Here is a 13,481-nt window from a genome sequence, read left to right on the forward strand (position 1 = left end):
GCCTACCGCTCGGTCATTCGCCTGCCGCAACTAACCGCTGATAACGCCCAATTCGCGGCCGACCTTGGCGAAGATTGCGAGGGCGCGGTCGAGGTGGTGGGGTTCGTGGACGGCGGTGACGGTGGTGCGGATCATGGCGCGGTTGGCGGGGACTGCGGGGGCGAGGACGCAGTTGGCGTAGATGCCTTCGTCGAGTAGGTGTTTGGCGAAGCGGAGGCAGTGGAGTTCGTCGCCGATGAATACCGGGACGATCGTGGTGCGCGAGGTCCCGGTGTCGAAGCCCAACTCGGACAGGCCTTTCCGCCAATGTGCGGAGAGCTCGCGGAGTTTCGTCATGCGGGTGGGTTCGACTTCGAGGATGTCGAGGGCGGCGGCTGCGGCGGCGACCGCGGGGGGCGGTATGGAGGCTGAGAAGAGTTGGGCGCGGCCGTAATAGCGCACCCAGTCCATCAGGTCGTGTGGGCCGGCCAGCCAGCCGCCGACGGAGGCGAGGCTTTTGGAGAAGGTGCCGGTGAGGATGTCGGCGGTGCCGGGGAGACCCAGTTCCTCCTCGACGCCGCGACCGGTCCGCCCGATCATGCCGAGGCCGTGGGCGTCGTCTACTGCCAGGGGTACATCGTGGCGGTCGCAGACGTCGCGAATCTCGGCCAGGCGGGCGATATCGCCGGACATCGAGTACACGCCGTCGACCATGACCATGGCGGGGAGTCCGCCCAGCTCGGTGCGGAGCCGGCGGTCGAGATCGCCGATGTCGTTGTGCCGGAACTGGATCAGCCTGCATCCGCCGATGGCGGCGCCGTCGTAGATGGAGGCGTGGCATTCCTCGTCGACCACCAGCACGGTGCCCGCGCCCATGAAAGCCGACAGGAAGCCGAGATTGGCCTGATAGCCGGTGGTGAACAGCAGCGCGTCCGGTCGGCCGAGGAAGCGGGCAAGCTTGCGTTCGAGGGCGCCGTGCGCCGGGGTCGACCCGTTCATCAGGCGCGAACCGGTGACGCTCGGGCCGTCCTGGAGTGCCGCGTCGGCCGTTGCCTGCCTGACCCGTGGGTCCGCTGTGAGACCGAGATAGTTGTTGGAACCGAGCATGATCAGCTCGCGGCCTTCGTAGCGGCAGGTGGCGCCGTCGGAGTCGCTGAGGTCCGGATAGAACGGCAACAGGTCGGCTTCGCGCAATCGACGGGCAAGGTCGAAATCGCGGGCCTTGGCGAGGACGCCGCCGCTGTTGCGGTGGGCCAGGGCGTGCCGGTTGCGGATGGACTCGCCGAGGTCTTGCTGCCGGGCCGGACGGGGTGGTGCCGTCGCGGGGTGGGATTGGATCGCCGTGTTGCCGGGCTGAGTTGTGCTGGCGGACCGGCGCTTTCGCAACTCGGCGAGGTGACGCAGCCCGCCGAGCACGTGCTCCTGGTCGATGCCGAAATCGACCAGGCAGGCGATCTCGTTCACGCCTGCCGCGACCAGCTCATCGATCAGTTCGGCAGCACGGTCCGGGGTGCCCAGCAGAGCGCTGGTGTGGAAGTAACGGGCAAACGCATAGTCGAGTACGCGATTCTGCTCGGCCTCGCTCAGATTGTTCAACGGTTCCGCACCGCGCCGCCACAGGTCGACCGAGTCGCGAAGGTAGTCCTTGAACGGCTGCTCGACCACCTGCCTGGCCGTCTGCTCGTCGGGGTCCAGGAACGTGTGCAGCATCAGGGTGACATGGCCCGCTTGCGGATCGTGCCCATGTGTCGCACGGGCTTTGCGGTAGGCCTCGATCTTGGTGCGCAACTCGTCGACGTCCTGGAACAGCAGCGCGGTGAGCACATTGGCGCCGAGCTCTCCGGCCTGCTCGAAGCGGCCTATCCCGCCGCTACAGGTGATCCACATCGGCAATTCGGGCTGGATCGGCGGTGGGAAGGTCCGAACCTCGATCTGCTCGCCCTTGCCATTGGGCAGGGTGAGCGCTTCACGCCGCCACAGCCGCCGGACCTTGTCCGCACCGGACAGCATCACCTTCTCGCGGTCCGGGTAATCCGCTGCGGCCAAGACGAAGTCGTCGGGATTCCATCCGGTGGCGAACGCGATGTCGACGCGACCGCCGGAGAGATTGTCGACCACGGACCAGTCCTCGGCGACGCGCACCGGATCGTGCAGCGGCAGCACTACACTGCCCGCGCGGATCCGAATCCGCTTCGTGGTCCGCGCGAGCACCCCGCCCAGCACCGCAGGGTTCGGGAACAGCCCACCGAACCGGTGGAAGTGCCGCTCCGGCAACCAGACCGCACGGAAGTCGTGCTCGTCGGCGAAGGATGCGCAGTCGAGGAACAGACCGTATCGGTTCGTGTTGTCCGGGTCCGCATCGCTGGCGAAGAAGAACAGGCTGAATTCGACTGGAGCGCTGTGTGTCTCGGTGCGAGTAGCTGTTTCGGACATCCGGTTCTTACTTGAAACCTCGCCGGCGATCTCAGCTGCCAGGCTGGCCAAAGTCAGCCCCTCGAACAACTTCTCGGCCGAGACCGGATAGCCGAACTCATGCTCGACATAACTGCCGAACTCGCTGGCCTTCACCGAATCCAACCCCAGCGCAGTCATCGGCTTCTCGGCATCCAATGCCGCAGGCTCGACACCCGTTTGGTTCGCCATCCACCGGGTGAGTTGGTCAAGCACAGGAGACTCTGCCGCGACGTTTTCGGGTTCACCGAGGAACATATCTCTGGCCTTCAGTCGCTGCACCTTGCCACTGGTCGTCCTCGGCAACTGCCCGGGCGAGAGGAAGACGACGCGATGGGTGTCGAGACCATAGGCGTGCGAGATCGTATGCCGGATAGAAGTTTCCAGCTCCGCGAGCGTCACATCGAGCTTGCCCGCATCGACCTCCAGCAGCACCGCGAGCACTTCATCACCGTCGACCTCGAGCCCGACCGCCGCGCACCGCCCACGGCGCAGTGCCGGATGCTGTGTCTCGACGGACCATTCGACGTCCTGCGGGGCGATATTGCGCCCGCGGATGATGATCAGCTCCTTCACCCGCCCGGTCACGAAGAGCTCGTCGCCGTGCAGGAACCCGAGATCCCCGGTGCGCAGATAGGTGACCGGATCGCCGGGCAGCCGGGCGTGGAACGCCTCCTCGGTCTCCTCCGGCTTGCCCCAGTACCCGCCGGCGACGCTCGAGCCGGCCAGCCAGATCTCGCCGATTTCACCGGGTTCCAGACGGGTGTGGCCGTCCAGATCGGCGATGATCGCGCTGCCACCCGAGACCACCCCGCAGCTGACCACATCGCGCCCGGCGAGCTGCGTCGACCGCACACCCGCACCGCGCGGCGTCACGCTGACGAACAGGGTCGATTCCGCCAAACCGTACCCGGGCAGCAAACTCTCCGGCCGGAACCCGACCGACGCGAAATGGTCGGCAAAGCGTTGCAGCGCACGAGGATTGATCGGCTCGGCGGCCACGAACGCGACCTCCCACCGGCTCAGATCCAGCGTCGCGACGTCGTCGGGAGACACCCGCCGAACGCTGTAGTCGTAGCAGACATTGGGTCCACCGCTGGTGGTGCCGCCGTGCTCGGAGATGGCGCGCAACCAGGTGAGCGGGTCGCGGATAAAGGCTTCCGGCGACATCAGCACCACCGGGAAGCCCGCGTACAGCGGCTCCAACAGCCCACCGATGAGCCCCATGTCGTGGTGTGCGGGCAACCAGATGACGCCCTTGCTCTCCGGCGTGTGCCCGAACGCGTCCTCGATCAGGGCGAGATTGTGCGTCAGGTTCGCGTGACTCACCATCACCCCGCGTGGGGCGCGCGTCGAACCGGATGTGTATTGCAGGAAGGCGATTTCGTCGGGAGCCGGAGCAGCCGCGTGCCCCAGGATGTGGCCCGACGGTTCGTCGCTGCTGAGCCACGCCAGCCGGGCCAGCGGCGGGTACTCCGCGCTCGCCGCGCGCAACTCATCCAGCACCGCACGAGGTGCCAGGATCGCCGACGGCGCACAATCCACCGCCAACGCCGCGAAAGCCGACATATCCGAGAAGACCGCCCCGGGTTGATGATTCGCGATCGGAACCGGAATTCGCCCCGCCAGTACGCAAGCGAAGAACGACGTCAGAAATTGCGGCCCGAATACCGAGACAACCAGCACCCGGTCACCCGGCGCACCGACCGCCTGTACCTTCGTCGCGAGATCCGCCGCCGCGGTGTGAACCTCGCGATAGGTGAGTGTCTGCGCGTCACCGCCATCGGACCGATACGTATAAGCAGCCCGATCAGGCGTTTCCGCCGCCCGATCGCCCAGTATCCCCAGCAAAGTCGTCCCACGCTGCCCGGCCACAGCACCTCCAACCCCGCAACCGTGGGCATAGGCGGCGCACCGACCAGCGGCACACAGGTCTCACGATCACTCGTCTCGACTCGACACAATCCACGACAAGTGAACGTGCGCCCCCGCATCGGAACAAGCCCTCAGAACATCGGGCACCAGAACCCGGGCAATTCGGTGCGGACAGCGACCCGACGAATTCCGCATCGTCGATCCGTGCCCGCGCACCACGCATTCAGTCAGCGCACCACCGAACTTTCCACAGCGGCCCCCGGCGCTTCCACTTTCCCCGGCCGGGTCGGCGCGAACCAGGTGGCGTAGAAGGTGGCGGACAGCGCGGCGAGCATGGCGAGCAGGGCGAAGCCGGACAGGAGGGGATGGGCGGCCATGGTGGGGGCCAGATAACGGGTGGCGAGGAGGGTGGCGGCGAAGGTGGCGATACCCAAGGCCACCACGCGGATTCGGTAGTGGTCCCACCCTCGGTCGGGGTCGCGCAGGACCGATTCGACGGTGAGGCACAGCGCGGCGCCCGCGATGAGATCGACGCCGTAGTGGGCGCCGAGCCCGAGGGTCGCGATGAGCGTGCAGACCAGCCAGAAGGCGCCGCCGTAGCGCAACCACCGTGGGCCGCGGCGGGAGTGGATGAACAGCGACAGTGCCCACGCGGTGTGCAGCGACGGCATGCAGTTGCGCGGGGTGATGCCGTCGAACGGCATCGGCCCGACCGAAAACGGCAGCGGCGGAACGATATCCGGCCAGACGTCGGCGATCTCCAGGCCGTTGCCCTGCGGCCCGAAGGCGAGAATCGGCCCGACGATCGGGAAGATCACGTAGAAGAGCGGGCCGATCAGACCGAGCGCCAAGAAGGTTCGCACCAGATGGTGCCGCGGCCACTCGCCGGTGGTCACGTTGCGCAGCTGCCAGACGGCGACGACGATGGCCGCGACCGGAAGCTCGAAATACACCCAGCGCACCACACTCAGCGGCACCGGTCCCGCGATGTCGAGCACATGCCCGACGAACCAGGAGGGATTGCCGAGCGCATGGTCGGCCAGCTGCGCGTAGGGATCGAGGACCCGCGGGCAGGCCCACGCGGTGATGTCCAGCCAGATCTCGCCGATCTTGGTCGCGAGGATCAGCAAGGCGCCGAAAGTGATGGCGCGCAACGCCGTTCGATGCCGCTCGCCGGACCAGCGCACTGCGGCGATCACCGCGAGCGCGGTGAGCACGATGGTCGGACCGTTGCCGACAGTGAACAGCCTGCCCTCGACGGCCCGGATCACCACGAACACCACGTCGATGGCGATCGCCGCGGCCAGCGCGGTCACCCGCACGCGGATCGTGACGCCGACGAGCGCGAGCAGGAACCCCGCCCACGAGGTGGTCGCGGACTTCGGCCTGCCCACGTAATCGCGGAACAGACTCGTCAGCGGACCGAGCGCGTTGATGTGCGCGGCGATGAGCTCACCCGCCACGAGCACGAGCACCGCGGCGGCAATGCCGCACCAGATGGTCGACGGTCGGACGCGACGTTCCGGGAGCCGCGCGGCGCCCGCTGGCTCGGCGGGTGGGGGCGAACTTCCCGGCGCGTCGTGAATAAGCATTCGGACATCGTAAACACGGTGTGAACGTGATCATGCGTCCGCGTGAACCCGCGCCGCTCACGCGGACGCGGCAACCCACCGGTTCATAGCATCAGGACCAGCGCCGAGATGATGCCGAGACTGGCGGTCGCGGTCGCCCCGACCGAGTTGATGATCAGTACGCCCGCGGTGACGATCGCGCTGAGCAGCGATTCGAGTGATGCTGTGCCCCGCTCCAAACGCGGCCTGGTGGCGCGATGTGTCGTTCTCACAGTCATGGCCCCCGCCTACCCGGCGGCCTCGGGCCCAAACGGGGCACCTGGCTATCCTGACCATCGTTCAAGGCTTGTTGATCAAGGTGGGTGGCTATGCAGAGTAGGGACATCGAGTTCGCGGCTCGATGGTGGCAGTGGGCCATGGCGATACCCGCCGACCGAAATCCGGTCAGCGATGAGACCGGAGAGTTCGCGGGTGAGGAGCAGCCCGCGGACGTCTGGTTTCTCGCAGGCACGTTCGGCGGCAAGGTCAGCAGGAAGTGCTCGGTGCCGTTCGGTCGCCCGATCTTCTTCCCCGCCTTCAATATCCTGCAGAAGTCGTCACTGTTCGCGCGGCGGGTTCCGGTGATACCCACGGCGAGCGGGCACGCGGAGCTGAACGGCGTCTCCCTGCCGCTGCGTGAAGTCGCCAATCGCAGCCCGTTCCTGGTCGACGCGGTGCCCGACGCACCGTTCGGTCCGGCGGGCCGCTACCGGGCGAACGCCTGGGGTCTCTGGTGTCGACTGGACGATCTGCGCCGCGGCGACTACATCCTCACGCTCGGCGGCGAGTACGAGCCCGGTGGGTTCTGGGTCGAGGTCACCTACGACCTCGAAATCGTCTGAGGCTGTTCACACTCGTCGCACGGTGACGCCCGCGGCGGCCAGCGCGTCGGTGTCCTCGGGTGCGGCGGTGTGATCGGTGACGACGACGTGTAGGTCGGCGGCCGGTGCGACGAAGGCGAGGGCGGTGCGCGAGAGTTTCGCGGCTTCCGCAACCGTGATGACGCGGCGGGACGAGGCGATCGCGGCGCGTTTGACGGCGGCGTCGTCGAGGTCGTAGGCGGTGAGTCCGTCGGCTGCGGTCAATCCGCAGCAGCCGAGGATCGCGGTGTCGAATCGCAAGGCGGCCAGGGACGCCAGGGTGAGCGGGCCGGTCAATGCCAGTTCGCCGGGGCGTGGCTTGCCGCCGGGCACCAGCAGTGTCAGCTGGGGTGCGTCGGTGAGTGCGTTCACCGCGTGCAGCGACAGTGGCAGCACGGTCAGGCGCCGGTGTGCCAGTGCGCGGGCGACTTTCAGGCAGGTGGTGCCGCTGTCGAGAACGACCGATTCGCCGTCGGCGATGAGCCCGGCGACCTCGGCGGCAATGCGCTGCTTGAGTTCCAAGCTCTCGTGCACGCGCATGGCGAAGGGCGGTTCGTCGCCGCGCAGCAACAAGGTGCGGGCGCCGCCGCGATAGCGCTCGAGGATGCCCTGGCTCGCCAACGTCTCCAAGTCGCGGCGGATGGTCATCTCCGAGGCGCCGGTGCGTTCGGCTAGTTCGGCCACCCCGAGCTGGCCCGCTGCACGCACGGCCTCGGTGATCTGTTTCAGTCGGTCTACGCTCGCCACAGCTGCCATAGAACACCACTGGTGTTGGAAAATCAATGTTTCGAACATAGAATCTGTGCGTTATGTTCGAAATTATGCACAGATCGTTGCGGGCCGCTCGACTGGCCACGTTCGCCTACTTCGCGTTGAACGGCTTCCTGATCGGGATCTGGGTCGTCCACATTCCCGCCGTCGAGCAGCGGGTCGGGATCGGGCACGCGACGCTCGGCTGGTTGTTGTTGCTGCTCGGCGCGGGAGCTTTCGCCGGCATGCGGCTGGTCGGTCCGCTCGCCGATCGTTTCGGCGCCCGCATCGTCGTCCCGGTCAGTGCGGCACTGTGCGCGGCCGCGGTTGTTCTGCCTGGCTTGTCGATGAACGCCTGGACACTAGGGGCTGCGCTGCTCGCTCTTGGTTTCGGCAACGGCTGCTTGGACGTCGCCATGAACGCCCACGCCGTCCAGGTCGAACACGAATACCAGCGATCCGTCATGTCCGCGTTCCACGCCACCTATTCACTCGGCGGGGTATTGGCAGCACTGGTCGGTGCCCGCACACTCAGCTGGGGTTGGAGCCCCGCGACCGCGCTAGGTCTCGCGGCATTGCTCGGCCTGGTCGGCGCCGCAGCGGCCGCACCAGCCTTGCTCCGAACCGAAACTTCTTCTGCCGTCGAAGTTTCCGCGGCAGGGGAGCGGCGGACGACACCCCGGCGGATCTGGTTGCTCGCCGGTCTCGCCCTCCTGCTGATGCTGTGCGAGGGCGTAGCCAACGACTGGAGCGCCCTGCACCTCCGCGACGTCCTCGCAGCACCCGCCGCCACCGCCGCCTTGGCCTACGGCGCCTTCGCCACCGCCATGACCGTCGGCAGACTCCTCGCCGACCGCATCGCCACCCGCTTCGGCCCCGTCGCCGTCCTACGCTACGGCTCAGCCCTGGCCGCCCTCGGCCTGCTGGCCGCCGCTCTGTCCCCCTGGATCCCCCTGGCCCTGCTCGGCTGGACCGTCTTCGGCGCCGGCCTCTCCGGCTGCGTCCCCCAACTCTTCAGCGCCGCAGGCCATGCCGACCGAACCGCCGCAGGCGCCAACGTAGCCCGAGTAGCAGGCCTCGGCTATCTAGGCGTCCTAGCCGGCCCCGCCATAATCGGCCCCCTGACCCACCTCGCCCCCCTCAACATCATCCTCCTACTCCCCGTAGCCTTCTGCGTCCTAGCCGCCACCACCGCCAACGTCCTACGCCCCCAACCAACTTCGACCTCACAGCCAACCGCCGATTCGAAGTCCCCTGACCCATTTCAGCCCACCCACTAGGCCTGGCCCTCCTGCGGAACAGCCGCACTCTTTCTCGGGATCCGCACTGCTTACGGCCCCCTAATCTCGGTGCGGATCCTGAGAGACGGTGCGGATCGCAAATGCGTCGGAACTACGCGGCCAGCAGGGCGCGAGCGTTGCGCACCTCGGGTATGCCGATTGCCTTGGCGGCAAGCAGGAATACCACCAGGCCGACCGACGTTCCGGCCGCGAGTGTGACGAGGTGCTCGACGAGGGGGTCGGGCACCGCGTGGCGGGTGATCGCCATGATCGCCACGCAAGACCAGCCTGCGGTTGCGGTGGCCCAGATGACGCGCGTGAATGTCACTGCGACAGTGGAGAATCCGAGGAGACCGTAGTGGCGGCGGAGCAGGGCATGCCCCATGATCGCGCCGACCACATACGACAGCGAGCTCGCGACGCTGAGCATGACCACCACGGCGCCGTCCGAGAAGACGGTGACCGAGCAGGCGACCACGGCGACCTTCGTGACCACCATCGCAATGTTGATGAGGGTCGGTGTACGGGTGTTGTTGTGTGCGTAGAAGACTCGCATCTGCAGCATCACCAGCGCGAACGGCGCCAAGCCGAACGCGGAAGACGCGATCGCCGTTCCGATCAATCCGGCGGCTTGCGCGTCGACGCGGCCGGTGAAAACGACGGCGGCCAGTACCGGCCCGAGCAGACCCATGGCCATGCTCATCGGCACGAGTGCGACCGTCAGATACCGTGCGCCACGCCCGAGGTCGGCGATCACGGCAGCTCGATCGCCCGCGGCGGCCGACCGGGAGATACGCGGCATCAGCACTGTCAACAGCGAGGCCGCGAGGATGCCGTACGGAACCTGGAACAGCAGATCCGCATAGGTGTAGATGGACACCCCGCCGTGGGAGAAGGCGACCCGCATCGTGACCGCGACCCCGACCTGACTGATCGCGGCGTAGACCAGAATCCACCCCAGCACGGGCATACCGGCGCGGACCGGACGCCAGGTGTACGGGATCGGCCGAACCCGCCACTTCCATTCGAAACCGTTGCGGCGCAACGCGAACACCACCCACACGGCCTGTCCGACAATCCCCGAAGTGGTCCCGATCCCGATTGTCAGCACCTGAGCGGTTGTCATCGAGGCCGGCGTCAATGTGATCGGTCCGGGGAGCAGCGCGAAGATCCCGCCCGTCAGCAACACGATGACGTTGTTGACCACCGGCGCCCACGCGGCCGCGGCGAAGCTGTCCCGCACATTGAGCACCGCCGTCAGCAAAACCGTTACGCCATAGAAGAAGATCTCCGGTAGCAGTAGGTAAGCGAACCAGGTGGTGAGCTCCCGCTGGTCCGAGTCGCCCACGAAAACCCGCACGATCAGTGGCGCACACAGCACCGTGACGAGGGTGACCGCGCCGAGCCCGAGCACTGCTGCCACCAGCACGCGCTGGGTGAACTCCCGAGAGTGCTTGCGCCCGTGGCGCCGTGCCCGTGTGAGCAGCGGCACGACGGCGCTGGCGAACACGCTGCCGAGCAACAGCTCATAGACCATGTTCGGCAGACTGTTCGCCCCGGTATAGGCATCGCCGACCGCCGCGGTGCCCAGCAATGCCGCCAGCACGATCGTCCGGGCAAACCCTGTCACTCGGCTGACCACTCCGGCAATCGCGACGTACCGGCTCGCTCGCGCCAGCCCGCCTCCCGAGGTGTCCGCCCGAGGTCGAACCCCTCTGAGCCGGGGCATTTCTCGCACGGCCTGCGGCCGCGAATTCGTCCCGAGCGGCAACGGCTGAGTCGGCAGATTGCCGTAGTCGGTCATAGCCCTCACTCGCGCTAGCGGATGGCCGCTCGGATGCGCGCCCCCTGGAATCGCCTTCGAGCCATAATGCCCCGCCGAGATCAACGCGCAGGTCGGCCGCGATTTCAGTCGACGGCCACTGCGTCCACTGAACATTCGATGGGCCCGGGTCTCGAGGGCATTCCCGATAACGGAGTCTGTGTGACGCAAGCCACACTCGGCCCTTGCAAACCTGGAGAGTCGTGCCCGGATCGGGATAGTCGGGTGAACGAACGATCACGGCGCCCGCAACCCACCAGCTTCGATTTGCTAAAAATTAGCTGAAGGGTTTTCCTTCAGGGTGTGAGCGGATCCGCGGCCTTGCGGGTTCACGGCTGAGGCTCGATCTGTAGGGGATATCCGATGAGAAACGCGTCGTTTCGACGCAGCACGTTTGCTGCCGTCTTGTGCATGGCCTCGGTAACCGCTGGTTTACTGGGCTGGAGTCAGGGTGTGGCCGCGGCAGATGTGGTGCCCGATAGATCCCGGGTTGTCCTCACCGATGACGGGTGGACGTTGACGGTGACCAAGGCCGCGGAGACCTTGGATCGCTACCCGAACCTGGCGGCGACGATGTTCACACGTGAAGGGTTCGTCTCGCTGAAGGCGGTGGCCGAAATCAGCGGTGCTGGAACCCAGCCGGTCGGTACGGGTGTCGTCAGCTTCGGCTATCAGGTCGGCTGCCAGATCGATGTGTCCAGCGGCTTGACCACCGGTCTCGGAATGTCGGTGGGCCCCAATGCCTCTCTCAATATCTCCTACCCGCCGAGCGTCAGTGTCGGTGTCAACGCCTCGGTGTCACCGAACATCTCCACGACCCTCAAGCCCGGGTCGATCGCGACTGTCGAGTTCGGTCGCAAACAGCTTGCAGCCGGGCGGGCGTCGATCGCGATGGATCAGGTCGAGGTCAAAGTCGATGCCTGCATGGGCCCGGTCTCTTTGCGCTCCTTCGCCACCGCGACGATCTCGACTCCGACCGCGGACAACACCACCACCGCCTATGGCGATCCCATCTGGCTCTGAGCCCGTACCGCGCATTCCACCGTCGACACCTTGGCCCCTGGTAGAGGGATTGCAGTAGGAGATACCCAATCATGAACAGCACTACCACCGATCGCCGCGCTCACGCTGCGGCCGAACCCGATTCAGCCGTACTCGCGGCGCCCGCGGTTGTCGCAGGGCTGGTTCTGCTGATCGCAGCCTTCGCCACCCTCAATCGGATACCGGGCTGGGCCGACGACTATGGCGCAATCCTGGTTTATCTCGCGTTCTTTCTCTACATGTCCCTGGCTGGTCGGCTGACCTGGTGGGGTATCGACGCTCTCTACACGCGCATGAAAGACGGCCGGAGTCGCCGATGAGCCGCCCGGCCACGTTCAATCGGGCAGCCGCAGGTGCGTTGGCAGTCATCGCAGGAAGCGTTGCTATCGGATTCATCGGCCTCGCCGCACCGACCGCGTCTGCGGTCCCGTGCGCCGAATGGCAGCAAATGCATCCCGGATGGCCCTGTGTCGACACCCCTTCGCTCCCACCCACACCACCTCCCGGACCCCCGACTACGCCGCCGGCTCTGCCGACACCGGCCATGCCCGGCCAACCCCCGAGCGGCAACGGCGGGGGGAGCCGAGCTGGGGCGCTCACCCCGCCGCCACTGCCGCCGGGCAACCAGACACCGATCGTCCCCGTCCCGGGTGCGATCGAACCTGTGCTGCCGGGCAACACCCCGCCGACCTCGCACTCGGTACCGAGCCAAGCACCGACAGCCGACAGTCGCGTGCCAACACCGGACATGGCACCGCCGCCCTCCCCGATACCGCCGCCCGGGCCCACCTCGAATGCACCGATCCCAGCCGGCGTGGCTCCGGCACACCCGCCTCGCGAAGGTGAGCCGGAACCGGCACTCGTAGAAGAGGATCGGCGCAGGCCGGCGATTCTGCTTCTCGGTGTCACCGCGTTCCTGGCCGGCGGCACATCCACCACGCGGGCGCGCGGCAGGCTAGGTGCCACCACCGCCACACTCGCACCTACCGCCTCCGCGACAGCGGGCACCGCCAACCCCAGGATCGTGCCAGTGGCGATGGCCACCCCGAGACAACCTCCGCAACAGGAAAACAAGCCCGCCCAACCACATACGCCTCCACCCGATACCGAATCGCTGCGACCCGCCCAACCCCACCTCGACGAACCACCCGCCACCAGCAACGGTGGCGGTGACTACGGAGACGGCGGCACCTCCGGCGCCAGCCCAGATCCCAGTGCCGAACTCGGCGCACCGGCGACACCAGGCTCCGGGGACCACAGCGCAGACCAACCTCCCGCCGACAACAAACCGGACGAGGACCCGCAGAAATCCGGGACGAACACGATGGCGGCGTTCTTCGTCCTCGCGATCCCCTTCGTTGCCGGCGCCATCGCCGCCATCGCGTCGCTGCCGTTGTGGGCGATCATCCTCGGCGTCGTCCTCGCCGTCGGAGCTCTCTGGGCTCTGCTCTACCCCGACCAGTTCCAGAAAATGATCGAAGACGCCGCCCGCGCAGCCGGCGTCGGACTCGACCGGCTCAAAGAGCTGATGGACAAGTGGTTCAGCGAAAACAAACCTGAGGACCAGCCGGAACGGAAAGAAAATCCGCCGGGGCCCGGTGAGTCGCCGGTCTGGAAGGATGCCAAGCCCTATAAAGGTAAGACGAAGACCAATGGCGAGAATGGAAAGTCGCGAGAATATTATGAATGGGATTACACCCACAACGATATAGAAGTCTATGATAGCAAGGGAAATCATCTGGGCTCGAAAGACCCAGTGACCGGCGAGATGTACAAAAATCCGGTTCCCGGGCGGAAGATAAAGGTGGGCTGA

At 66.6% G+C, this 13,481-nt stretch carries 10 protein-coding genes; 5 read left to right on the forward strand and 5 right to left on the reverse strand.

The genetic code is table 11. The features are described from left to right. Nucleotides 1–30: 30 nt before the first annotated feature. The 3 genes from NN4_RS13760 to NN4_RS44950 form a co-directional block, all read right to left on the reverse strand. Complete coding sequence (locus NN4_RS13760) at nucleotides 31–4,305, reverse strand: MupA/Atu3671 family FMN-dependent luciferase-like monooxygenase (protein WP_147130446.1); 4,275 nt, start codon at nucleotides 4,303–4,305, stop codon at nucleotides 31–33. A gap of 227 nt (nucleotides 4,306–4,532) precedes the next feature. Next, on the reverse strand, nucleotides 4,533–5,897 hold the full coding sequence (locus NN4_RS13765) for a DUF5933 domain-containing protein (protein ID WP_147130448.1): 1,365 nt from the start codon (nucleotides 5,895–5,897) through the stop codon (nucleotides 4,533–4,535). A gap of 83 nt (nucleotides 5,898–5,980) precedes the next feature. After that, on the reverse strand, nucleotides 5,981–6,154 hold the full coding sequence (locus tag NN4_RS44950; RefSeq protein WP_186818408.1) for a hypothetical protein: 174 nt from the start codon (nucleotides 6,152–6,154) through the stop codon (nucleotides 5,981–5,983). 90 nt (nucleotides 6,155–6,244) lie between these two features. Between NN4_RS44950 and NN4_RS13770 the strand changes: the two genes are divergently transcribed. After that, nucleotides 6,245–6,757 (forward strand): hypothetical protein, encoded by a 513-nt coding sequence (locus NN4_RS13770; RefSeq protein ID WP_147130450.1) that lies wholly within the window; start codon nucleotides 6,245–6,247, stop codon nucleotides 6,755–6,757. Nucleotides 6,758–6,763: 6 nt separating this feature from the next. On the opposite strand, the gene NN4_RS13775 is transcribed toward NN4_RS13770, so the two are convergent. Then, the gene (locus NN4_RS13775) at nucleotides 6,764–7,522 is read right to left on the reverse strand and encodes a DeoR/GlpR family DNA-binding transcription regulator (RefSeq protein WP_147130453.1); all 759 of its coding nucleotides are present in this window, start codon (nucleotides 7,520–7,522) and stop codon (nucleotides 6,764–6,766) included. A gap of 74 nt (nucleotides 7,523–7,596) precedes the next feature. Between NN4_RS13775 and NN4_RS13780 the strand changes: the two genes are divergently transcribed. Beyond that, nucleotides 7,597–8,805, forward strand: coding sequence for an MFS transporter (locus tag NN4_RS13780; RefSeq protein WP_147130455.1), 1,209 nt, complete (start codon nucleotides 7,597–7,599; stop codon nucleotides 8,803–8,805). Between the two features lie 112 nt (nucleotides 8,806–8,917). On the opposite strand, the gene murJ is transcribed toward NN4_RS13780, so the two are convergent. Beyond that, a complete protein-coding gene (gene murJ, locus NN4_RS13785) occupies nucleotides 8,918–10,534 on the reverse strand; it encodes a murein biosynthesis integral membrane protein MurJ (protein ID WP_147130677.1) in 1,617 nt (538 codons plus the stop codon). A 504-nt stretch (nucleotides 10,535–11,038) separates the two neighbouring features. Here murJ and NN4_RS13790 point away from each other — a divergent pair. From NN4_RS13790 to NN4_RS46085, 3 genes are all read left to right on the forward strand, one after another. Next, the gene (locus tag NN4_RS13790) at nucleotides 11,039–11,650 is read left to right on the forward strand and encodes an MspA family porin (RefSeq protein ID WP_147130457.1); all 612 of its coding nucleotides are present in this window, start codon (nucleotides 11,039–11,041) and stop codon (nucleotides 11,648–11,650) included. Nucleotides 11,651–11,721: 71 nt separating this feature from the next. Next, nucleotides 11,722–11,988, forward strand: coding sequence for a hypothetical protein (locus tag NN4_RS13795; protein WP_147130459.1), 267 nt, complete (start codon nucleotides 11,722–11,724; stop codon nucleotides 11,986–11,988). Between the two features lie 716 nt (nucleotides 11,989–12,704). Further along, complete coding sequence (locus NN4_RS46085) at nucleotides 12,705–13,481, forward strand: colicin E3/pyocin S6 family cytotoxin (protein ID WP_246180877.1); 777 nt, start codon at nucleotides 12,705–12,707, stop codon at nucleotides 13,479–13,481.

The sequence above is a fragment of the Nocardia ninae NBRC 108245 genome (assembly GCF_007990755.1).
GTDB lineage: Bacteria > Actinomycetota > Actinomycetes > Mycobacteriales > Mycobacteriaceae > Nocardia > Nocardia ninae.